The sequence below is a fragment of the Streptococcus plurextorum DSM 22810 genome (assembly GCF_000423745.1).
Classification (GTDB): domain Bacteria; phylum Bacillota; class Bacilli; order Lactobacillales; family Streptococcaceae; genus Streptococcus; species Streptococcus plurextorum.
This window is the reverse complement of the sequence record NZ_AUIO01000010.1, coordinates 1-21,875: the sequence shown is the minus strand read 5'-3', so window position 1 is coordinate 21,875 and position 21,875 is coordinate 1. Positions and strand designations below refer to the sequence as shown.

General features: G+C 42.4%; 32 protein-coding genes, 1 rRNA gene and 1 pseudogene. 33 read left to right on the top strand and 1 reads right to left on the bottom strand.

Annotation, left to right across the window (positions count from 1 at the left end; translation table 11 throughout):
• The first annotated feature begins 32 nt into the window (after positions 1–32).
• The 32 genes from adhE (at position 33) to rplQ (ending at position 20,761) form a co-directional block, all read left to right on the top strand.
• Complete coding sequence (adhE, locus tag G575_RS0107740) at positions 33–2,684, top strand: bifunctional acetaldehyde-CoA/alcohol dehydrogenase (RefSeq protein WP_027972230.1); 2,652 nt, start codon at positions 33–35, stop codon at positions 2,682–2,684.
• A 413-nt stretch (positions 2,685–3,097) separates the two neighbouring features.
• A complete protein-coding gene (gene thrC / locus G575_RS0107735; RefSeq protein WP_027972229.1) occupies positions 3,098–4,582 on the top strand; it encodes a threonine synthase in 1,485 nt (494 codons plus the stop codon).
• Positions 4,575–5,882, top strand: a complete 1,308-nt coding sequence (locus G575_RS0107730) for an MATE family efflux transporter (protein WP_281168254.1) — start codon at positions 4,575–4,577, stop codon at positions 5,880–5,882. The genes thrC and G575_RS0107730 overlap by 8 nt, the downstream gene beginning before the upstream one ends.
• 351 nt (positions 5,883–6,233) lie before the next feature.
• Positions 6,234–6,542 carry a 30S ribosomal protein S10 gene (gene rpsJ / locus G575_RS0107725; protein WP_018368193.1) on the top strand — a complete coding sequence of 103 codons (309 nt, stop codon included), beginning with the start codon at positions 6,234–6,236 and terminating at the stop codon, positions 6,540–6,542.
• 108 nt (positions 6,543–6,650) lie between these two features.
• A complete protein-coding gene (gene rplC / locus G575_RS0107720) occupies positions 6,651–7,277 on the top strand; it encodes a 50S ribosomal protein L3 (protein WP_027972227.1) in 627 nt (208 codons plus the stop codon).
• A 24-nt stretch (positions 7,278–7,301) separates the two neighbouring features.
• Positions 7,302–7,925 (top strand): 50S ribosomal protein L4, encoded by a 624-nt coding sequence (rplD, locus tag G575_RS0107715; RefSeq protein WP_027972226.1) that lies wholly within the window; start codon positions 7,302–7,304, stop codon positions 7,923–7,925.
• Positions 7,925–8,221 carry a 50S ribosomal protein L23 gene (locus G575_RS0107710; RefSeq protein ID WP_027972225.1) on the top strand — a complete coding sequence of 99 codons (297 nt, stop codon included), beginning with the start codon at positions 7,925–7,927 and terminating at the stop codon, positions 8,219–8,221. The genes rplD and G575_RS0107710 overlap by 1 nt, the downstream gene beginning before the upstream one ends.
• 17 nt (positions 8,222–8,238) lie before the next feature.
• Positions 8,239–9,072, top strand: coding sequence for a 50S ribosomal protein L2 (rplB, locus tag G575_RS0107705; protein ID WP_027972224.1), 834 nt, complete (start codon positions 8,239–8,241; stop codon positions 9,070–9,072).
• An 87-nt stretch (positions 9,073–9,159) separates the two neighbouring features.
• A complete protein-coding gene (rpsS, locus tag G575_RS0107700) occupies positions 9,160–9,441 on the top strand; it encodes a 30S ribosomal protein S19 (RefSeq protein ID WP_000533766.1) in 282 nt (93 codons plus the stop codon).
• 17 nt (positions 9,442–9,458) lie between these two features.
• Positions 9,459–9,803 carry a 50S ribosomal protein L22 gene (gene rplV / locus G575_RS0107695; RefSeq protein ID WP_027972223.1) on the top strand — a complete coding sequence of 115 codons (345 nt, stop codon included), beginning with the start codon at positions 9,459–9,461 and terminating at the stop codon, positions 9,801–9,803.
• A gap of 12 nt (positions 9,804–9,815) precedes the next feature.
• On the top strand, positions 9,816–10,469 hold the full coding sequence (gene rpsC / locus G575_RS0107690; RefSeq protein WP_027972222.1) for a 30S ribosomal protein S3: 654 nt from the start codon (positions 9,816–9,818) through the stop codon (positions 10,467–10,469).
• Positions 10,470–10,472: 3 nt separating this feature from the next.
• Positions 10,473–10,886 (top strand): 50S ribosomal protein L16, encoded by a 414-nt coding sequence (rplP, locus tag G575_RS0107685; protein ID WP_024532333.1) that lies wholly within the window; start codon positions 10,473–10,475, stop codon positions 10,884–10,886.
• A 9-nt stretch (positions 10,887–10,895) separates the two neighbouring features.
• Positions 10,896–11,102: a 50S ribosomal protein L29 gene (rpmC, locus tag G575_RS0107680; protein ID WP_027972221.1), complete on the top strand. Its 207-nt coding sequence runs from the start codon at positions 10,896–10,898 to the stop codon at positions 11,100–11,102.
• Positions 11,103–11,128: 26 nt separating this feature from the next.
• Complete coding sequence (gene rpsQ, locus G575_RS0107675) at positions 11,129–11,389, top strand: 30S ribosomal protein S17 (protein WP_027972220.1); 261 nt, start codon at positions 11,129–11,131, stop codon at positions 11,387–11,389.
• Between the two features lie 24 nt (positions 11,390–11,413).
• Entirely contained in the window at positions 11,414–11,782 is a 369-nt protein-coding gene (gene rplN / locus G575_RS0107670; RefSeq protein ID WP_027972219.1) for a 50S ribosomal protein L14, read from the top strand.
• Between the two features lie 72 nt (positions 11,783–11,854).
• Positions 11,855–12,160: a 50S ribosomal protein L24 gene (rplX, locus tag G575_RS0107665; protein ID WP_027972218.1), complete on the top strand. Its 306-nt coding sequence runs from the start codon at positions 11,855–11,857 to the stop codon at positions 12,158–12,160.
• A gap of 23 nt (positions 12,161–12,183) precedes the next feature.
• On the top strand, positions 12,184–12,726 hold the full coding sequence (rplE, locus tag G575_RS0107660) for a 50S ribosomal protein L5 (RefSeq protein ID WP_027972217.1): 543 nt from the start codon (positions 12,184–12,186) through the stop codon (positions 12,724–12,726).
• 17 nt (positions 12,727–12,743) lie between these two features.
• Positions 12,744–12,929, top strand: coding sequence for a type Z 30S ribosomal protein S14 (locus G575_RS0107655; protein ID WP_001085697.1), 186 nt, complete (start codon positions 12,744–12,746; stop codon positions 12,927–12,929).
• Between the two features lie 311 nt (positions 12,930–13,240).
• Positions 13,241–13,639 (top strand): 30S ribosomal protein S8, encoded by a 399-nt coding sequence (gene rpsH / locus G575_RS0107650; protein WP_027972216.1) that lies wholly within the window; start codon positions 13,241–13,243, stop codon positions 13,637–13,639.
• An 84-nt stretch (positions 13,640–13,723) separates the two neighbouring features.
• Positions 13,724–14,260: a 50S ribosomal protein L6 gene (gene rplF, locus G575_RS0107645; protein WP_027972215.1), complete on the top strand. Its 537-nt coding sequence runs from the start codon at positions 13,724–13,726 to the stop codon at positions 14,258–14,260.
• A 104-nt stretch (positions 14,261–14,364) separates the two neighbouring features.
• Positions 14,365–14,721, top strand: a complete 357-nt coding sequence (gene rplR / locus G575_RS0107640; protein WP_027972214.1) for a 50S ribosomal protein L18 — start codon at positions 14,365–14,367, stop codon at positions 14,719–14,721.
• An 18-nt stretch (positions 14,722–14,739) separates the two neighbouring features.
• Positions 14,740–15,234 carry a 30S ribosomal protein S5 gene (gene rpsE / locus G575_RS0107635; protein WP_027972213.1) on the top strand — a complete coding sequence of 165 codons (495 nt, stop codon included), beginning with the start codon at positions 14,740–14,742 and terminating at the stop codon, positions 15,232–15,234.
• A gap of 14 nt (positions 15,235–15,248) precedes the next feature.
• A complete protein-coding gene (gene rpmD, locus G575_RS0107630; RefSeq protein WP_027972212.1) occupies positions 15,249–15,428 on the top strand; it encodes a 50S ribosomal protein L30 in 180 nt (59 codons plus the stop codon).
• Positions 15,429–15,560: 132 nt separating this feature from the next.
• Positions 15,561–16,001 carry a 50S ribosomal protein L15 gene (gene rplO, locus G575_RS0107625; RefSeq protein WP_027972211.1) on the top strand — a complete coding sequence of 147 codons (441 nt, stop codon included), beginning with the start codon at positions 15,561–15,563 and terminating at the stop codon, positions 15,999–16,001.
• Between the two features lie 14 nt (positions 16,002–16,015).
• Complete coding sequence (gene secY, locus G575_RS0107620; protein WP_027972210.1) at positions 16,016–17,323, top strand: preprotein translocase subunit SecY; 1,308 nt, start codon at positions 16,016–16,018, stop codon at positions 17,321–17,323.
• Positions 17,324–17,461: 138 nt separating this feature from the next.
• Positions 17,462–18,103 carry an adenylate kinase gene (locus G575_RS0107615; protein ID WP_027972209.1) on the top strand — a complete coding sequence of 214 codons (642 nt, stop codon included), beginning with the start codon at positions 17,462–17,464 and terminating at the stop codon, positions 18,101–18,103.
• 117 nt (positions 18,104–18,220) lie between these two features.
• Positions 18,221–18,439 (top strand): translation initiation factor IF-1, encoded by a 219-nt coding sequence (infA, locus tag G575_RS0107610; RefSeq protein WP_027972208.1) that lies wholly within the window; start codon positions 18,221–18,223, stop codon positions 18,437–18,439.
• 24 nt (positions 18,440–18,463) lie between these two features.
• Complete coding sequence (gene rpmJ, locus G575_RS11950) at positions 18,464–18,580, top strand: 50S ribosomal protein L36 (protein WP_000868345.1); 117 nt, start codon at positions 18,464–18,466, stop codon at positions 18,578–18,580.
• 18 nt (positions 18,581–18,598) lie between these two features.
• Positions 18,599–18,964, top strand: a complete 366-nt coding sequence (gene rpsM / locus G575_RS0107605) for a 30S ribosomal protein S13 (RefSeq protein WP_027972207.1) — start codon at positions 18,599–18,601, stop codon at positions 18,962–18,964.
• Between the two features lie 27 nt (positions 18,965–18,991).
• Positions 18,992–19,375, top strand: coding sequence for a 30S ribosomal protein S11 (gene rpsK / locus G575_RS0107600; protein WP_018166218.1), 384 nt, complete (start codon positions 18,992–18,994; stop codon positions 19,373–19,375).
• Positions 19,376–19,421: 46 nt separating this feature from the next.
• The gene (locus tag G575_RS0107595; protein WP_027972206.1) at positions 19,422–20,360 is read left to right on the top strand and encodes a DNA-directed RNA polymerase subunit alpha; all 939 of its coding nucleotides are present in this window, start codon (positions 19,422–19,424) and stop codon (positions 20,358–20,360) included.
• 14 nt (positions 20,361–20,374) lie between these two features.
• A complete protein-coding gene (gene rplQ / locus G575_RS0107590; RefSeq protein WP_027972205.1) occupies positions 20,375–20,761 on the top strand; it encodes a 50S ribosomal protein L17 in 387 nt (128 codons plus the stop codon).
• Positions 20,762–21,001: 240 nt separating this feature from the next.
• Here rplQ and G575_RS11325 read toward each other — a convergent pair.
• A pseudogene (locus G575_RS11325) lies at positions 21,002–21,301 on the bottom strand (transposase); the annotation flags it as partial.
• A 501-nt stretch (positions 21,302–21,802) separates the two neighbouring features.
• Here G575_RS11325 and G575_RS0107580 point away from each other — a divergent pair.
• Positions 21,803–21,875, top strand: a 16S ribosomal RNA gene (locus tag G575_RS0107580); the annotation flags it as partial.

Genomic DNA, 21,875 nt, shown 5'->3' with positions numbered 1-21,875 from the left:
AACAAAACAAAAGAAATTTTGGAGGAATCCCCATGGCTGATAAAAAAGTTGTATCACCAGAAGAAAAATTAGCAGAAGCTCGTGCTCATGTTGATGAGTTGGTCCAAAAAGGACTTGTTGCCCTTGAAGAATTCCGTCTTTTGAATCAAGAACAAGTAGACTACATCGTTGCGAAAGCATCTGTTGCTGCACTTGATCAACATGGTGTCTTGGCTATGCACGCGCATGAAGAAACTGGTCGCGGTGTCTTTGAAGACAAGGCTACTAAAAACCTCTTCGCCTGCGAACACGTTGTCAACAACATGCGTGGCGTCAAAACAGTTGGTGTCATTGAAGACGATGAAGTAACTGGTTTGACCTTGATTGCAGAGCCAGTCGGTGTTATCTGTGGGGTGACTCCAACCACCAACCCAACTTCAACAGCAATCTTCAAATCCTTGATTGCATTAAAAACACGTAACCCAATCGTCTTTGCCTTCCACCCATCTGCACAAGAATCATCTGCACACGCAGCCCGTGTTGTCTATGAAGCAGCCGTAGCAGCAGGTGCACCTGAAAACTGTATCCAATGGATTACAAAACCATCTATGGAAGCAACTTCAGAGTTGATGAAGCACGATGGTATCGCAACAATTCTTGCGACAGGTGGTAACGCAATGGTGCGTGCAGCTTACTCTTGCGGTAAACCAGCTCTTGGGGTAGGTGCAGGTAACGTACCAGCTTATGTTGAGAAATCAGCAAATATCCGCCAAGCCGCTCATGATATCGTTATGTCTAAGTCATTTGACAACGGTATGGTCTGTGCATCTGAGCAAGCGGTTATCGTAGACAAGGACATCTATGATGAATTTGTAGAAGAATTCAAGTCATACCACACTTATTTTGTGAATAAGAAAGAAAAAGCCCTTTTGGAAGAATTCTGCTTCGGCGTGAAAGCCAACAGCAAAAACTGTGCAGAAGGTAAATTGAACGCAGACATCGTTGGTAAACCAGCAGCATGGATTGCGGAACAAGCTGGCTTCAAGGTACCAGAAGGTACCAACATTTTGGCAGCAGAAGTAGCTGAAATCGGTGAAAAAGAGCCGTTGACACGTGAAAAACTATCACCAGTTATCGCAGTCTTGAAAGTAGAAGGCCGTGAAGAAGGTCTGGAAGCAGCTCGTCAAATGGTTGAATTCCACGGTCTTGGACACTCAGCAGCTATCCACACAGCAGATGCTGACTTGGCTAAAGAATTCGGTACACGCGTCAAAGCTATCCGCGTTATCTGGAACTCACCATCAACCTTCGGTGGTATCGGCGACGTTTACAATGCCTTCCTTCCATCTCTTACTTTGGGATGTGGTTCTTATGGACGCAACTCAGTGAGTGACAACATAAGTGCCCTTAACTTGCTCAACATCAAGAAAGTAGGAAGACGGAGAAATAACATGCAGTGGTTTAAAGTTCCATCAAAAATTTACTTTGAACGTGACTCCATTCAATACTTGCAAGTAATGGCAAATGTTGAGAAAGTCATGATCGTAGCCGACGAAGTCGTTGTGAAACTTGGATTTGTTCAACGCGTGATTGAACAATTGCAACTTCGTTCAAACAAAGTGATGTACACCGTCTTCTCAGATATTGAGCCAGATCCAGACATCACAACAGTTGAACGTGGTGCAGAAGCAATGAAAGCCTTCAAACCAGACACAATCATCGCAATCGGTGGTGGTTCTGTAATGGATGCTGCGAAAATCATGTGGCTCTTCTACGAGCAACCACAAGTGGACTTCCGTGACCTTGTTCAAAAATTCATGGACATCCGCAAACGTGCCTTCAAATTCCCAGAATTGGGTGAAAAAGCTAAGTATGTTGGTATTCCAACCACATCTGGTACAGGTTCAGAAGTGACACCATTTGCTGTTATCTCTGATAAGAAAAACAACCGTAAATACCCACTTGCTGACTACTCATTGACACCAACTATTGCCATCGTTGACCCAGCCTTTGTTATGAGTGTGCCAGACTTTGTAGCAGCAGATACAGGTATGGACGTCTTGACCCACGCGACAGAAGCATACGTGTCAACAGTTGCCAACGACTACACAGACGGTTTGGCACTCCAAGCTATCAAGTTAGTCTTTGAAAACCTTGAAAAATCTGTCAAAGAAGCAGATTGGGAATCTCGTGAGAAAATGCATAATGCCTCTACAATGGCAGGTATGGCCTTCGCCAACGCCTTCCTGGGTATTTCTCACTCAATGGCCCACAAACTTGGTGGACGTTTCCACACTGTTCACGGCCGTACCAACGCTATCTTGCTTCCATACGTGATCCGTTACAACGGTACTCGTCCAGCTAAGACAGCAACATGGCCTAAGTACAACTACTACCGTGCAGATGAGAAGTACCAAGACATCGCAAAAATGCTTGGACTTCCAGCTTCAACACCAGAAGAAGGTGTAGCATCTTACGCGAAAGCAGTGTATGACCTTGGTGAACGCATCGGTATCCAAATGAACTTGAAAGCTCAAGGCGTCGATGAAAAAGAACTCAAAGAGCACTCTCGTGAATTGGCCCTCCTTGCCTACGAAGACCAATGTACACCTGCTAACCCTCGTCTCGCAATGGTTGACCATATGCAAGAGATTATTGAGGATGCGTATTATGGCTACAAAGAACGTCCAGGTCGCATCAAGTAATGATTTTCGTCATGATCCGTCGTTAAAGCTCCTTGCCTAACTTCAGTTATGCCTGCGTCGCTTTGCCTCGCCTCATTTAGAAAATCATCCCTTGATGAGCTAGGATTTACCTTCGTCAATCTGTCTAGAACGACTTAGGATTAGAATGATTACAATAATCTATCTAGGATTGTATAGAAAAGCGTTTTTTAACAATCCTTGTATAAACAATTGGAATAGCCTCCAAAACTTTCTCAAACACCAGCTTACGTGAGTAGGTTGGTGTTTTTGTGTGTAAATATTTAAATGGCAAGAGCGGATAAGTCAAAGGTTATTTTAAAAATCTGACTTTTCTAGTCTATCTTGCCAATTTTCTGTCAATTTAGGTGGGTTTTATGGTAGAATAGAAAAAATAGATTTTTACGGGGAATATTATGACACTAGTTTATCAATCAACACGTGATGCAAAAAATACGGTATCGGCTAGTCAGGCGATTTTACAGGGCTTGGCGACTGACGGTGGTTTGTTTACACCGATTGCTATTCCAGTAGTTGACTTGGATTTTTCTGTCCTCAAAGATGCTTCTTATCAAGAAGTTGCCAAGCTGATTTTGTCGGCTTTCTTGGACGATTTCACGGCAGATGAGCTGGACTACTGTATCAACAATGCCTACGACAGCAAGTTTGACACGCCAGTTATTGCCCCAGTGGTTAAGCTAAAGGGTCAGTACAACTTGGAGCTCTTCCGAGGCTCAACCATTGCCTTCAAGGATATGGCTCTGTCCATCCTGCCTTACTTGATGACGACTGCTGCTAAAAAACACGGTTTGGAAAACGAGATTGTCATCTTGACCGCGACTTCAGGCGATACAGGTAAGGCGGCTATGGCTGGCTTTGCGGACGTTCCTGGTACGCAAATCATCGTTTTCTACCCACGCGACGGGGTGTCTAAGGTCCAGGAATTGCAGATGACTACGCAGACAGGTGCCAATACGCACGTGGTAGCTATTGACGGAAACTTTGACGATGCTCAGACAAATGTCAAGCATATGTTCAATGATGAGGCTCTTCGTGCCAAGTTGGCGGCTAAGAAACTCCAGTTTTCATCTGCCAACTCCATGAATATCGGCCGTTTGGTGCCACAGATTGTTTACTATGTCTATGCCTACGCTCAGCTAGTCAAGACTGGCGAGATTGCGGCGGGCGACAAGGTCAACTTCACTGTTCCGACAGGCAACTTCGGTAACATCTTGGCGGCTTACTACGCTAAGCAGATCGGTCTGCCAGTGGGCAAGCTCATCTGTGCGTCCAACGACAACAATGTCCTAACCGACTTCTTCTCGACAGGCGTTTACGATAAGAACCGCACCTTCCGCGTGACAACTAGTCCGTCCATGGACATCTTGGTGTCCTCTAACTTGGAGCGGTTGATTTTCCACCTCTTTGGCAATGACGCTGCAAAAACAGCTGAGCTCATGGATGCCTTGAACACAGCTGGTCAGTATGACATTCAAGGAGCTGACGCGGACATCTTATCTCTCTTTGCTGCCGCCTTTGCAACAGAAGAAGAAACCGCTGCGGAAATCAAGCGGGTCTATGACGAGTCAGACTACATTGAAGATCCACACACGGCTGTTGCCTCAGCTGTCTATAAACAGTATATGGAGCAAACAGGGGACCAGACTCCGACAGTGATTGCTTCTACAGCCAGTCCATACAAGTTCCCAGTGGTTGCGGTTGAAGCAGTGACAGGCCAGTCAGGCTTGACCGACTTTGAAGCCCTAGCAAAACTGCATGAAATTTCAGGTGTAGCCCTGCCACCAGCTGTGGACGGCTTGGAAACAGCACCTGTCCGCCACAATACCGTTGTTGCAGCTGCAGATATGCAGGCTGAAGTAGAGCGATACTTGGGTGTTTAATAGAAATGAGGGGCGGAAGCCCCTTTTGAATTGGAGAAAGATGAAAGAAACCTACAAAGACTTATTAAAAATCGCCCTACCAGCTATGGCGGAAAATATGCTTCAAATGGTCATGGGCATGGTGGATTCTTACTTGGTGGCCTTTCTGGGCTTGGTCGCTTTGTCGGGTGTGTCAGTTGCCAGCAATATCATGGCTATCTATCAGGCGATTTTCATTGCCTTGGCGGCTGCGGTGGCCTCGCTTTTAGCCCAGGCTGTTGGTCAAGGTGACCAGGAGGGAATCAGTAGAGCAACTGGAGAAACCTTGAAGTTGACAGTCTTGCTGAGTGGCATCTTGGGCCTGCTGTCTATTGTGTTCGGCCAGAGCTTACTTGGTTTGCTGGGGACAGAGCCTGCGGTTGCACAGGCAGGAGGGCTTTACTTGGCTATAGTCGGTGGAGGCATTTTATTCCTCGGGCTCATGACCAGCTTGGGTGCTATTTTGCGGGCGACTGGTCGGACACAGTTGCCTATGTATATCAGCCTCCTGTCTAATTTTCTCAACGCTGTCCTGTCTGCTCTTGCGGTATTTGTCATGGACTGGGGAATTGCAGGAGTGGCAATCGGCACCGTTTTGTCCCGCTTGATTGCTTGCCTCATCCTCTGGCGATCCTTGGGGATTTCCCTACCGCCCCTAACACTTCACTTGGACCGCAAACTCATGGCTTTGGCTCTGCCTGCGACGGGCGAGCGGCTGATGATGCGGGCAGGAGACGTGGTGGTCGTGGGCTTGATTACAGGCTTGGGGACGGCGGTTTTGGCGGGCAATGCCATAGGTGAAACCCTGACCCAGTTCAACTATATGCCGGCTCTGGGACTGGCAACGGCAACGGTCATTCTAACGGCCAAGGCCCAAGGGCAGAGCGAAAAAATCGATAGTATCCGCAAAGCCAGTCTGGTCCTGAGCCTGATTTTTATGTACGGTGTGGCGGTGACCGTCTATCTGCTAGGTCCACACTTGATTGGCCTCTATACGCAGGATGCGGTAGCTAGTCAGGCCAGTATGCTAGTTTTGACCTTTTCTTTGCTTGGTGTGCCTTTTACGGCAGGGACCCTGATTTATACAGCTCTCTGGCAGGGATTGGGCAATGCTAAGCTGCCTTTTTATGCGACGAGTATCGGTATGTGGTGCGTGCGGATTTTAGTTGCCTATCTCCTGCTTTCCTTTACAGATGTGGGCTTTGCGGCCATTTGGATTGGGACAGTGCTGGACAATGTCTTTCGGGCAGGGTTTCTGGCTTTGTTTTATGGCAAAAGATAAAAATAAGAAATGGAACAGTCAACTGCGGTTGGCAGAGATTTGGCTGGCTATAATCTTAAATAGTATCACATCTGTCACTCAGATTTTTTTACAATTAGCTGCTATAAGTAAAAAGAAAGTCCAATCATGCTAGGGCAGTGAATGCAAAATTAATTCTAAAAAATATAAAAAATGCTATCAAATCTCTTGCAAGTGCAGGAGATTTTTGATAAACTATTACGGTGCTGTATAAAAACAGCTTTAGCTTTGACGCAAGAGGTTGCGACACGCACGGTTGCATTGCCACGCAACGCGAGTCGGTTTTCTTGAAGAGCTAGCCTATTATTTTAAATAGACGAAAAGGAGAAAAAGATGGCAAACAAAAAAATCCGCATCCGCTTGAAAGCGTACGAGCACCGTACACTTGACACAGCTGCTGCAAAAATCGTAGAATCTGCAACTCGTACAGGTGCAACAGTTGCTGGACCAGTTCCACTTCCGACTGAGCGTAGCCTCTACACAATTATCCGTGCGACTCACAAATATAAAGATTCTCGCGAGCAATTTGAAATGCGTACACACAAACGTCTTATCGACATCATCAATCCAACACAAAAAACCGTTGATGCGTTGATGAAACTTGATTTGCCAAGTGGTGTAAACGTCGAAATCAAACTTTAATTGATTTCGGAGCACAAAAAACGCTCCTTAAAAACTTTTTTGAGCATGAAAAACGCTCATTAAAAACTTTTTGAAAAACAAAATAATCAGAAAAGGAAATATTTTCTCATGACAAAAGGAATCTTAGGGAAAAAAGTGGGAATGACTCAAATCTTCACTGAAAACGGTGAATTTATCCCTGTAACTGTCATCGAAGCGACTCCAAACGTTGTGTTGCAAGTGAAAACTGTTGAGACAGATGGTTATGCTGCGACTCAAGTTGGTTTTGATGACAAACGTGAAGTGTTGAGTAACAAACCTGCCAAAGGCCATGTCGCAAAAGCGAACACTGCTCCTAAGCGCTTCATCCGTGAATTCAAAAATATCGAAGGCTTGGAAGTGGGCGCTGAAATCACAGTTGATACTTTCGCGGCTGGCGATATCGTTGATGTTACTGGAACAACTAAAGGTAAAGGTTTCCAAGGTGTTATCAAACGCCACGGACAATCTCGCGGGCCAATGGCTCACGGTTCTCGTTACCACCGTCGTCCAGGTTCTATGGGACCTGTTGCACCTAACCGTGTATTTAAAGGGAAAAACCTTGCTGGACGTATGGGTGGCAACCGTGTGACGATTCAAAATCTTGAAATCGTTCAAGTTATTCCAGAGAAAAACGTTATCCTTATCAAAGGTAACGTACCAGGTGCTAAGAAATCTCTTATCACTATCAAATCAGCAGTAAAAGCTGCTAAATAATAAGGAAAGGGGAAATCAGTTAACATGGCAAACGTAAAACTATTTGACCAAACTGGTAAAGAAGTTAGCTCTGTTGAGTTGAACGATGCTATCTTCGGTATCGAACCAAACGAATCAGTTGTCTTTGATGTGATCATCAGCCAACGCGCTAGCCTTCGCCAAGGTACTCATGCGGTTAAAAACCGTTCAGCGGTATCAGGTGGTGGTCGCAAACCATGGCGCCAAAAAGGAACTGGACGTGCTCGTCAAGGTTCTATCCGCTCACCACAATGGCGTGGTGGTGGTGTTGTCTTTGGGCCAACTCCACGTTCATATGGCTACAAACTTCCACAAAAAGTTCGTCGCCTTGCTTTGAAATCAGTTTATTCAGCAAAAGTTGCTGAGGATAAATTTGTAGCTGTTGACGCTCTTTCATTTGCAGCACCAAAAACTGCTGAATTTGCAAAAGTTCTTGCAGCACTTAGCATCGATACAAAAGTACTTGTTCTTGTTGAAGAAGGAAACGAATTTGCAGCACTTTCTGCACGTAACCTTCCAAACGTAACTGTTGCAACTGCAGCAACTGCAAGTGTTCTTGATATCGTAAACGCAGACAAACTTCTTGTTACTAAAGAAGCAATCTCTACAATCGAGGAGGTTCTTGCATAATGAATTTGTACGACGTAATCAAAAAACCTGTTATCACTGAGAAATCAATGGTTGCTCTTGAAGCAGGTAAATACACTTTTGAAGTTGACACACGTGCGCACAAACTCCTTATCAAACAAGCTGTAGAAGCTGCGTTTGAAGGCGTTAAAGTTGCAAGCGTAAACACTGTAACAGCTAAACCAAAACAAAAACGTGTTGGTCGTTATGTGGGCTACACTTCAAAAACTAAAAAAGCTATCATCACTCTTACAGCTGATTCTAAAGCAATCGAGTTGTTTGCAACTGAAGCTGAATAAGACAAAGGAGAAATAACGTGGGTATTAAAGTTTATAAACCAACGACAAATGGCCGTCGTAACATGACTTCTTTGGATTTCGAAGAGCTAACAACAAGCACGCCTGAGAAATCATTGCTTGTTTCTTTGAAGAAAAAAGCTGGTCGTAACAACAATGGTCGCATTACTGTTCGTCATCATGGTGGTGGACACAAACGTTTCTATCGTTTGATTGATTTCAAACGTAACAAAGACGGTGTTGAAGCGGTTGTTAAAACGATTGAGTACGATCCAAACCGTACAGCAAACATTGCTCTTGTACACTACACTGACGGTGTTAAAGCGTACATCATCGCACCAAAAGGTCTTGAAGTTGGTCAACGCATCGTTTCAGGTCCAGATGCTGATATCAAAGTTGGTAACGCGCTTCCGCTTGCTAACATTCCAGTCGGTACTGTGGTTCACAACATTGAGTTGAAACCAGGTCGCGGTGGTGAGTTGGTTCGTGCTGCTGGTGCATCTGCACAGGTTCTTGGCCAAGAAGGTAAATATGTTCTTGTTCGTCTTCAATCAGGCGAGGTTCGTATGATTCTTGGGACTTGCCGTGCAACTGTTGGTACAGTTGGTAACGAACAACAATCTCTTGTCAACATTGGTAAAGCAGGTCGTAGCCGTTGGAAGGGTATCCGTCCAACAGTTCGCGGTTCTGTAATGAACCCTAACGATCACCCGCACGGTGGTGGTGAAGGTAAAGCACCAGTTGGTCGTAAAGCGCCATCTACTCCATGGGGTAAACCTGCGCTTGGTCTTAAAACACGCAATAAAAAAGCTAAATCAGACAAACTCATCGTTCGTCGTCGTAATCAAAAATAATTTAGCTGCTTAATATTCCGCCAACTCGGTAGCCAGCTTCGCTGGCAAGCCGTTGTGGTACAACATTTTAAAGGAGAAAAACTACTAATGGGACGTAGTCTTAAAAAAGGACCTTTCGTCGATGAGCATTTGATGAAAAAAGTTGAAGCTCAAGCTAACGACGAAAAGAAAAAAGTTATTAAAACTTGGTCACGTCGTTCAACGATTTTCCCAAGTTTCATCGGTTACACAATCGCAGTTTATGATGGACGTAAACACGTACCTGTTTACATCCAAGAAGACATGGTAGGTCACAAGCTTGGTGAATTTGCGCCAACTCGTACTTACAAAGGTCACGCAGCAGACGACAAGAAAACTCGTCGTAAATAATTTAGGAGGAAAACACAATGGCAGAAATTACTTCAGCTAAAGCAATGGCTCGTACAGTGCGTGTTTCACCTCGTAAAACACGTCTTGTTCTTGATCTTATCCGTGGTAAGAAAGTTGCTGACGCAATCGCAACATTGAAATTCATGCCAAACAAAGCTGCTGGCGAAGTTGAGAAAGTTCTTAACTCAGCAATCGCTAACGCAGAAAATAACTTTGGTTTGGAAAAAGCAAACTTGGTAGTATCTGAAACATTCGCAAACGAAGGACCAACGATGAAACGTTTCCGTCCACGTGCGAAAGGTTCAGCTTCGCCAATTAACAAACGCACAACACACATCACAGTGGTTGTGTCAGAAAAATAAGGAGGTAAAATCGTGGGTCAAAAAGTACATCCAATTGGTATGCGCGTCGGAATCATTCGTGATTGGGATGCAAAATGGTATGCTGAAAAAGAATACGCGGATTACCTTCATGAAGATCTTGCAATCCGCAAATTCATCAATACAGAGTTGGCTGAAGCTTCAGTTTCAACTATTGAAATCGAACGTGCAGTAAACAAAGTAATCGTTTCTCTTCACACTGCAAAACCAGGTATGGTTATCGGTAAAGGTGGAGCTAACGTTGACGTATTGCGCGCTAAATTGAATAAATTGACTGGTAAGCAAGTACACATCAACATCATCGAAATCAAACAACCAGATCTTGATGCACATCTTGTTGGTCAATCAATTGCTAAACAACTTGAAGCACGTGTGGCTTTCCGTCGTGCTCAAAAACAAGCTATCCAACGTACAATGCGTGCAGGTGCTAAAGGAATCAAAACTCAAGTATCTGGTCGTTTGAACGGTGCAGATATCGCTCGTGCAGAAGGCTACTCAGAAGGAACTGTTCCACTTCACACACTTCGTGCAGATATCGATTATGCTTGGGAAGAAGCAGACACTACATATGGTAAACTCGGTGTTAAAGTTTGGATTTACCGTGGTGAAGTTCTTCCAGCTCGTAAAAACACTAAGGGAGGTAAATAACACATGTTAGTACCTAAACGTGTAAAACACCGTCGTGAATTCCGTGGAAAAATGCGCGGTGAAGCAAAAGGTGGAAAACAAGTAGACTTCGGTGAATACGGTCTTCAAGCGACAACTAGCTCATGGATCACTAACCGCCAAATCGAAGCTGCCCGTATCGCTATGACGCGTTATATGAAACGTGGTGGTAAAGTTTGGATTAAAATCTTCCCACACAAATCATACACCGCTAAAGCTATCGGGGTACGTATGGGTTCTGGTAAAGGGGCACCTGAAGGTTGGGTTGCACCAGTAAAACGTGGTAAAGTAATGTTTGAAGTTGCTGGCGTTTCTGAAGAAATTGCACGTGAAGCTTTCCGCCTTGCTGGCCACAAATTACCAGTTAAAGTTAAATTCGTAAAACGTGAAGCAGAATAAGGAGAAGACATGAAACTTGAAGAAATCAAAAAGTTTGTTGAAGAGCTTCGTGGCTTGTCTCAAGAAGAGCTTGCGAAAAAAGAAAACGAACTTAAAAAAGAACTCTTTGAACTTCGTTTCCAAGCTGCTGCAGGTCAACTTGACCAAACAGCTCGTTTGAACGAAGTGAAAAAACAAATTGCACGTGTTAAAACAGTGCAATCTGAACTTAAATAATAGATTGGGAAAGGAGAAATTCAAATATGGAACGTAATCAACGTAAAACACTTGTTGGACGCGTAGTATCTGACAAGATGGATAAAACAATCACTGTTATAGTTGAGACAAAGCGTAACCACCCAGTCTATGGTAAACGTATCAACTATTCTAAAAAATACAAAGCACATGATGAAAACAACGTTGCTAAAGAAGGCGATATCGTTCGTATCATGGAAACTCGTCCACTTTCAGCTACAAAACGTTTCCGTCTTGTAGAAGTTGTGGAAGAAGCTGTTATTATCTAATCACACTAAAAGGAGAATATTGGAATGATTCAACAAGAAACTCGCTTGAAAGTTGCTGATAATAGCGGTGCCCGTGAAATCCTTACTATCAAAGTACTTGGTGGTTCAGGACGTAAATTCGCTAACATCGGTGACATCATCGTTGCTTCTGTCAAACAAGCTACTCCTGGTGGAGCAGTTAAAAAAGGTGACGTTGTAAAAGCTGTTGTCGTACGTACAAAAACTGGTGCGCGCCGTCCAGACGGTTCATACATCAAATTTGACGATAATGCTGCAGTTATCATCCGTGAAGATAAAAACCCTCGCGGAACACGTATCTTCGGCCCTGTTGCACGTGAATTGCGTGACGGTGGTTTCATGAAGATCGTGTCACTTGCACCAGAAGTTCTTTAATCAAAAACAAACGAGTCCCCTAGATTATTCTAGGGTGCCCTTAGGGGCGTAAGAAATATACAGGAGAAAATCATGTTTGTAAAAAAAGGCGACAAAGTTCGCGTTATTGCAGGTAAGGACAAAGGCACTGAAGCAGTTGTTCTTAAAGCACTTCCAAAAGTTAACAAAGTTGTTGTAGAAGGTGTAGCTCTTGTTAAGAAACACCAAAAACCAAACAGCGAACACCCTCAAGGTGCTATCGTTGAAAAAGAAGCAGCAATCCACGTATCAAACGTTCAAGTTCTTGATAAAAATGGTGTAGCTGGTCGTGTTGGTTACAAGTTTGTTGACGGCAAAAAAGTTCGTTACAACAAAAAATCAGGCGAAGTGCTTGATTAATCACGAAGGAAAGGAGAAGTAACATGGCAAATCGCTTAAAAGAAAAATATTCTAAAGAAGTTGTTCCTGCGTTGACAGAAAAATTCAACTACTCATCAGTTATGGCTGTGCCAAAAGTTGAGAAGATCGTTCTTAACATGGGTGTTGGTGAAGCTGTATCAAACGCTAAGACTTTGGAAAAAGCTGCCGCTGAATTGGCACTTATCTCAGGTCAAAAACCACTTATCACTAAAGCTAAGAAATCAATCGCCGGCTTCCGTCTTCGTGAAGGTGTTGCGATCGGTGCAAAAGTTACCCTTCGTGGTGAGCGTATGTACGAATTCTTGGACAAATTGGTTACTGTTTCACTTCCACGTGTTCGTGACTTCCACGGTGTTCCAACAAAATCATTTGATGGACGCGGAAACTACACGCTTGGTGTGAAAGAGCAATTGATCTTCCCTGAAATCAACTTTGATGATGTTGATAAAGTACGCGGTCTTGATATCGTAATCGTTACAACTGCTAACACAGACGAAGAAGGACGCGAACTTCTTAAAGGCCTTGGAATGCCTTTTGCTAAATAATATAGGAGGTAAATCTAATGGCTAAAAAATCTATGATTGCTAAGAACAAACGCCCAGCGAAGTTCTCTACGCAAGCTTATACACGTTGCGAAAAATGTGGTCGTCCACACTCAGTTTACCGCAAATTCAAACTTTGCCGTGTTTGCTTCCGTGAGTTAGCATACAAAGGTCAAATTCCAGGTGTTACTAAAGCATCTTGGTAAAAATAAGATGTGAGAGCGTTGAGCGACCAAGGCAAAGATAGGAGATTTAACGAAGAAGTTTACTTCTGGGGAAATCTATCTTCTTTGCTAAGGTTATAGCTCGAACTCAATTGTCTAAATAAAACCGATACAAAGTTTGCGTGTCAATTTGAACACTGGCGAAACCCTGTGTGAAAAAAGAAAAGCTTCCCTAGAAACGAAGGTTTCTTCGTTAAGTTTTCTATTTTCTCGTTGGCTTTTAGCGTCCTTTGTATCATGAATTAACTAGCAAGTGCAACTTGCAAACTACTAGTAAGAGGAGAAACTATAAAATGGTTATGACTGACCCAATTGCAGACTTTTTGACACGTATTCGTAATGCTAACCAAGCACGTCACGAAGTTCTTGAAGTACCTGCATCAAACATCAAAAAAGGGATTGCTGAAATCCTTAAACGCGAAGGTTTTGTTAAAAACATTGAAATCATCGAAGATGATAAACAAGGCATCATCCGTGTATTCTTGAAATACGGACAGAATGGTGAGCGCGTTATCACAAACTTGAAACGTGTTTCTAAACCAGGTCTTCGTGTTTACACAAAACGTGAAGATATGCCAAAAGTTCTTAACGGACTTGGTATCGCAATTATTTCAACATCAGAAGGCCTTTTGACAGATAAAGAAGCACGTCAAAAGAACGTTGGTGGAGAAGTTATTGCTTACGTTTGGTAATTTGATTTAAGGCTTTGCCTTTTAACAAATCCCGTGAAAACTAGTCGCTCAGCGGCTTGACAATCTAACAGGAGAAATAAAAACATGTCACGTATTGGTAATAAAATTATCAACTTGCCAGCTGGTGTTGAAATCATTCAAAACAACGGCGTGGTAACAGTTAAAGGACCTAAAGGGGAATTGACTCGTGAATTCAACACAAATATCGAAATTCGTGTTGAAGGTACAGAAGTAACTCTTCACCGTCCAAACGACTCTAAAGAAATGAAAACAATCCACGGAACGTCACGTGCAAACTTGAACAACATGGTTGTTGGTGTTTCTGAAGGGTTCAAAAAAGAACTTGAAATGCGCGGGGTTGGTTACCGTGCCCAACTTCAAGGGACAACACTTGTACTTTCAGTTGGTAAATCTCACCAGGATGAAGTGGAAGCTCCAGAAGGAATCACTTTCACAGTAGCTAACCCAACTTCTATCGTTGTTGAAGGAATCAACAAAGAAGTTGTTGGTCAAACAGCTGCTTATATCCGTAGCCTTCGTTCACCAGAACCATATAAAGGTAAAGGTATCCGCTACGTTGGTGAATTTGTTCGCCGTAAAGAAGGTAAAACAGGTAAATAATAGTTTATGGTTGCTAGGGCGAAGATTGTCTTACGCCATCAACCATATGCTAGTATTTGATAACTGTCAGATAATGACAAACTAACATTTAAGAGGTGAAAATTGTGATTTCGAAACCAGATAAAAACAAACTCCGCCAAAAACGCCATCGTCGTGTACGCGGAAAACTCTCTGGAACTGCAGAACGCCCACGTTTGAACGTTTTCCGTTCTAATACAGGCATCTACGCTCAAGTGATTGATGACGTAGCGGGTGTAACGCTCGCAAGTGCATCAACTCTTGATAAAGAAGTTTCTAAGGGAACAAAAACAGAACAAGCCGTTGTTGTCGGTAAACTTGTTGCAGAACGCGCTGCTGCTAAAGGCATCACTGAAGTCGTGTTCGACCGCGGTGGATATCTCTATCACGGACGTGTTAAAGCTTTGGCTGACTCAGCTCGTGAAAACGGATTGAAATTCTAATAGGGAGGACACTTAATAATGGCATTTAAAGATAATGCAGTAGAACTTGAAGAGCGCTTGGTTGGTATCAACCGCGTATCAAAAACTGTAAAAGGTGGACGTCGTCTTCGCTTTGCTGCTCTTGTAGTTGTTGGTGACCGTAACGGCCGTGTTGGATTTGGTACTGGTAAAGCTCAAGAAGTTCCAGAAGCAATCCGTAAAGCTGTTGAGGACGCTAAGAAGAACCTTATCGAAGTACCTATGGTTGGTACAACAATTCCTCACGAAGTTCGTTCAGAATTTGGTGGAGCAAAGGTATTGTTGAAACCTGCTGTAGAGGGTGCTGGGGTTGCTGCTGCTGGTGCTGTTCGTGCCGTAGTTGAATTGGCTGGTATCCATGATATCACGTCTAAGTCACTTGGCTCAAACACTCCAATCAACATCGTTCGTGCAACTGTTGAAGGTTTGAAACAATTGAAACGTGCTGAAGAAGTGGCTGCACTTCGTGGTGTTTCAGTTTCTGATTTAGCATAAGAAAGGAGATACTCATGGCTCAAATTAAAATTACTTTGACTAAGTCTCCAATCGGTCGCAAACCAGAACAACGTAAAACAGTTGTTGCCCTTGGACTTGGTAAATTGAACTCTTCAGTTATTAAAGAAGATAACCCAGCTGTTCTTGGAATGGTTAACGCTATCTCTCACTTGGTAACTGTTGAAGAAGCATAAAAAATAGATTAAGTCGTAGATATTTCTACGGCTTTAACTTGAATAGAACACATGCATAGGCGAGTCTTGCCAGAGCGTCCTTTTCACTCTGGCAGAGGCGCTAGCATTTTGCAAAATAAAGGAGAACTATTAATGAAACTTCATGAATTGAAACCTGCAGAAGGTTCACGTAAAACCCGCAACCGTGTAGGTCGTGGTACATCATCAGGTAACGGTAAAACGTCTGGTCGTGGTCAAAAAGGTCAAAAAGCACGTAGCGGTGGTGGCGTACGTCCAGGTTTTGAAGGTGGACAAACACCATTGTTCCGTCGTCTTCCAAAACGTGGATTTACCAACATTAACGCTAAAGAGTATGCTTTGGTGAATCTTGATCAATTGAACGTCTTTGAAGATGGTACAGAAGTAACACCAGTTGTTTTGAAAGAAGCTGGGATTGTTCGTGCTGAAAAATCAGGTGTTAAAATTCTTGGTAATGGTGAATTGACTAAAAAATTGACTGTTAAGGCAGCTAAATTCTCAAAATCTGCTGAAGCAGCAATCACTGCTAAAGGTGGTTCAATCGAAGTCATCTAAGAGGGGTAACTCAGATGTTCTTTAAACTATTAAAAGATGCCCTAAAACTGAAAAACGTTAGAAAAAAAATTCTATTTACGATTTTCATTCTCTTTGTCTTTCGATTAGGGACACATATTACTGTTCCTGGAGTCAATGTTAAGAGCCTTGATCAACTAAGTGATTTACCCTTTTTAAACATGCTCAATTTGGTATCCGGAAATGCCATGACCAACTTTTCGGTGTTTTCACTAGGTGTTAGTCCCTATATTACAGCATCGATTGTAGTGCAGTTGTTACAAATGGATATTCTACCAAAATTTGTTGAGTGGGGTAAGCAAGGAGAGGTGGGACGGCGTAAGCTCAATCAGGCGACGCGTTATATTTCTCTATTCTTGGCTTTTTTCCAATCTGTTGGTATTACTTATGGATTTAATGCGCTATCTAGCGTAGCTCTTGTACCAACACCTAACCCACAGACATACATTCTGATTGGTGCTATATTGACTACAGGAAGTGTCGTGGTGACTTGGCTTGGAGAACAGATTACGGATAGAGGATTTGGTAATGGTGTTTCGATGATAATCTTTGCAGGTATCATCTCTGCATTGCCAGGTACCATTTCGACCATTTATGAGGATTACTTTGTCAATGTTCGTTCAAGCGACATACAAAGTTCTTATATCTTCATAGGGGCCTTAATTCTTGCGACATTGGTTGTGGTCTTCTTCACCATATTTGTCCAACAAGCAGAGTATAAAATTCCGATTCAATACACAAAGCTGACTAAAGGCGCTTCGACAAGCTCATACCTACCATTGAAGGTCAATCCAGCAGGAGTTATTCCAGTTATTTTTGCGAGTTCAATTACAGCTCTACCAAGTACAGTTATTCCGTTTGTGCAGAGTTATGGCCTGAATTGGTCTTGGTTGGAAACATTACAACACTCTATGGATTATCGCACTCCAGTGGGAATGGTTGTTTATGCGCTGCTTATCGTTGTGTTCTCGTTTTTCTATACGTTTGTACAAGTAAATCCGGAAAAAACAGCGGAAAACTTACAGAAAAATGCTTCTTACATTCCAAAGGTAAGACCTGGACGTGAAACAGAAGCTTTCTTGACAAGTTTACTTAAGAAATTAGCAACATTAGGAGCAATCTTCCTTGCCTTTGTTGCCTTGACACCGATTCTTGCACAGCAAGTATTTGGACTGTCAGCAGGACTGGCACTAGGAGGAACTAGTCTCTTGATTCTTATTTCGACAGCTATTGAAGGAATGAAGCAACTAGAAGGCTATCTCTTGAAGAGAAAATATGTTGGCTTTATGAATACTGAAAGCTAAGATTTGTAAACAAAATTGAGGATAGGGATTTCCCTATTCTTCTATTTTGTTTTTGGATAAGTTTGTCAATTGTGGCAAATTTATGTGAAAACAAAATAAAATACTGAGTTATACTCAGCCATATAAAAGGAGATAAACATGAATCTTTTGATCATGGGTTTACCAGGTGCCGGCAAGGGTACGCAAGCTGCAAAGATTGTTGAAAAGTTTAATGTTGCCCATATCTCAACGGGCGATATGTTCCGTGCAGCGATGGCTAACCAGACAGAAATGGGCGTTTTGGCTAAGTCCTATATCGATAAGGGTGACCTGGTTCCTGACGAAGTGACCAATGGCATTGTCAAAGAGCGTTTGGTGCAGGATGATATCAAGCAAAAAGGTTTCTTGTTAGATGGCTATCCTCGTACTATTGAACAAGCTCATGCCTTGGATGCCAACTTGTCTGACTTAGGAATTGAGTTGCAAGGGGTTATCAATATTGAGATTGATCCATCAAAATTGGTAGAGCGTCTGAGCGGCCGGATTATCCATAAAGAAACAGGTGAAACCTTCCATAAGGTCTTCAATCCACCAGCACCAGGCTATAAGGAAGAAGAGTTTTACCAACGTGAAGATGATAAGCCAGAATCTGTTCAACGCCGTTTGGAGGTCAATATTGCACAAGGTCAGCCAATTATTGAACACTATCGTGCCAAAGGTTTGGTGCATGATATTGAGGGAGACCAAGATATAGAGTTGGTCTTTGCAGCGATTGATGCGATTTTATCAAAAATGCAATAAACCAAGGAATTTAGCTTGCAATTTATTGACAAACATGGTAGAATAGCTTAGTCTGACTTATAATTGTTACCTCTGTGTTCAGAGGGCATCAAATCGAAATTTAGGGGGTGCTTTTGCGTGGCAAAAGAAGATGTGATTGAAATTGAAGGCAAAGTTGTTGAGACTATGCCAAATGCAATGTTTACGGTTGAACTCGAAAACGGCCATCAAGTTCTTGCAACTGTATCTGGAAAAATCCGTAAAAACTACATTCGTATTTTAGTCGGTGACCGTGTGACAGTGGAACTTAGCCCGTACGACCTTAGTCGTGGACGCATCACATACCGCTTTAAATAATCGAAATAATTGGAGGGATTAAACATGAAGGTAAGACCATCGGTTAAACCAATTTGCGAATACTGTAAAGTTATTCGTCGTAACGGTCGTGTTATGGTGATTTGTCCAACAAATCCAAAACACAAGCAACGTCAAGGATAATTATAGAAAGGAGAAAACATGGCTCGTATTGCTGGAGTTGATATTCCAAACGACAAACGTGTAGTGATTTCATTGACTTATGTCTATGGTATCGGTCTTGCGACATCTAAGAAAATCTTGGCAGCTGCTGGAATTTCAGAAGATATCCGCGTGAAAGATTTGACATCAGATCAAGAAGACGCTATCCGTCGTGAAGTGGATTCAATCAAAGTTGAAGGTGACCTTCGTCGCGAAGTTAACTTGAATATTAAACGTTTGATGGAAATCGGTTCATACCGTGGTATCCGTCACCGTCGTGGACTTCCTGTCCGTGGACAAAACACTAAAAACAACGCTCGCACTCGTAAAGGTAAAGCTGTCGCGATTGCTGGTAAGAAAAAATAATACAAAATAAAATAGGAGGTAAAAATCTTGGCTAAACCAACACGTAAACGTCGTGTGAAAAAGAATATCGAATCAGGTATTGCTCATATTCACGCTACATTTAATAACACTATTGTTATGATTACAGATGTGCATGGTAACGCTCTTGCTTGGTCATCAGCTGGTGCTCTTGGATTCAAAGGTTCTCGTAAATCTACTCCATTTGCAGCTCAAATGGCTTCTGAAGCAGCTGCTAAATCTGCACAAGAACACGGTCTTAAAACAGTGGAAGTTACTGTAAAGGGTCCAGGTTCAGGTCGTGAGTCTGCTATTCGTGCCCTTGCTGCTGCAGGTCTTGAAGTAACTGCAATCCGCGATGTGACTCCTGTGCCACACAATGGTGCTCGTCCTCCAAAACGTCGTCGTGTGTAATCATATTCATTAACCTACACAAGATTCGTTTCGAGGGAGTAACTAAATGATTGAGTTTGAAAAACCAATAATAACAAAAATTGATGAAAATAAACATTACGGCAAGTTTGTTATCGAGCCACTTGAACGTGGTTATGGAACAACTTTGGGTAACTCTTTGCGTCGCATACTCCTGTCCTCTTTGCCTGGTGCAGCAGTAACGTCAATCAAAATTGATGGTGTTCTCCATGAGTTTGATACGATTAAAGGTGTGCGTGAAGATGTTATGCAAATTATCCTTAACATTAAAGGGCTTGCTGTAAAATCACACGTCGAAGACGAAAAAACAATTGAACTTGATGTAGTAGGTCCAGCTGAAGTTACAGCGGGAGATATTTTAACGGATAGCGACATTGAAATTGTGAATCCTGACCATTATCTCTTTACTATTGCTGAGGGAGCTAGCATGAAGGCAACTATGACAGTTGCTAAAAATCGTGGTTACGTTCCAGCTGAAGCAAATAAACGTGAAGATTTACCGGTTGGAACATTGGCTGTAGATTCAATTTATACACCAGTGAAGAAAGTCAATTATCAGGTAGAACCTGCTCGCGTAGGTAGCAATGATGGTTTTGATAAATTGACGATTGAAATTATGACAAACGGTACAATCATCCCTGAGGATGCCTTGGGACTTTCAGCACGTGTCTTAATCGAACACTTAAACCTATTTACGGATTTAACAGAAGTGGCAAAAGCGACTGATGTGATGAAGGAAACAGAGAAAGTGTCTGATGACAAAGTACTTGATCGTACCATTGAAGAACTTGATTTGTCTGTGCGCTCTTATAACTGCTTAAAACGTGCAGGAATTAATACTGTCCTGGATTTAACAGAAAAAACTGAGCCTGAAATGATGAAAGTCCGTAACCTTGGACGCAAGAGTCTTGAAGAAGTTAAGATCAAATTATATGACCTTGGCCTTGGACTCAAAAATGATAAATAATAGAGGAGGAACACATGGCTTACCGTAAACTTGGACGCACTAGCTCACAGCGTAAAGCAATGTTGCGCGATTTGACAACTGATCTTTTGATTAATGAATCAATCGTAACAACTGAAGCTCGTGCTAAAGAAATTCGTAAAACCGTTGAAAAAATGATTACTCTTGGTAAACGTGGTGATTTACACGCTCGTCGTCAAGCAGCAGCGTTTGTTCGTAATGAAATTGCAACAGAAAGTTATGATGAAGCAACTGATAAGTATACATCAACAACAGCTCTTCAAAAACTTTTCGCTGAAATTGCTCCGCGTTATGCAGAACGTAATGGTGGATACACTCGTATTCTTAAAACCGAACCACGTCGTGGTGACGCTGCTCCAATGGCAATCATTGAATTAGTATAAAATCATCAATTTTGTTGAGTGTTATGATGATGGAATCCCAAGAGATTCTTAGTCTAGCTCTGGTCTACCGCTGGGTTAAGCCCAGCGGGAACACTCATCATATATAAATGAGTTAACGCTTGTTTATGAATTATTTCCAAAGTTACATGGTGATAATTCATAAGCAGGCGTTTTTATCGAACATAAAAGAATTCTGTATCTTATTTCGGCTCTTTGTCAACTGCAGTGGGTGACTTGTAACTAAGCACGAGAGAGAATTAGATTGGTTCTCTCTCTTTGCATGTTCAAAGCGATAAGCATTTTAGTTTTAAAGTTTTTGAAGTTTCGAAAGCCAAAAGCTTTGCGTTTGATGTCCTTGATAAGCTTGTTGGTTGCCTCCAGTTTAGCGTTAAAATAAGGTAGGTTAAGAGCATTTGTGATGTAAGCTTTGTATTTGAGAAAGGTCTTGAAGACGGTCAAAAATGGCTGATTTACTAGCTTCAAATGGTCTTCAATGAGTTCAAAGCATTCAGTTGCCCGTTTTTCTTGAAACTGGAAGAGGAATCGCGTATGAAAATGTGGAAGATATAGAGCTGGAATTCTTAAAGGTGCACTTTAAGATTGATTTTCAAAATGCAAAGATAACGCTTCCGCTAATGCTATGTAGCGTAGTGAATAAATATAAATCTACTTAACATACCTAAAAAATAAGCTTCTCAAACTTAAAATATAGGCAATAGCTTGCTAAACCATGAAAATATAGATAGAATGGAGAAGATTTCCACCTTCTCGAATAATTTTTTCGCCAAAGTCGCAAAAAGTAGTTGACAGTAGTAAAGAAGTTTGATAAGATGAGTAAGTTGTCTTTTGAGAAAGGGACGAAAAAAAGTTCGAGTAAAGTAGTTGACAGTAGTCAAAAGATTTGCTAGAATATAGGAGTTGTCTCTTAGGAGAAGACCATTGAAAACTGAACAAGACGAACCAAGTGCGGGTTATGCAAATAACCTGTCAAGAATAAAGAAAAACGGATAAGCCAGAGTGCTTAGCCGGACAAACACTTATATTAATGAGAGTTTGATCCTGGCTCAGGACGAACGCTGGCGGCGTGCCTAATACATGCAAGTAGAACGCTGAG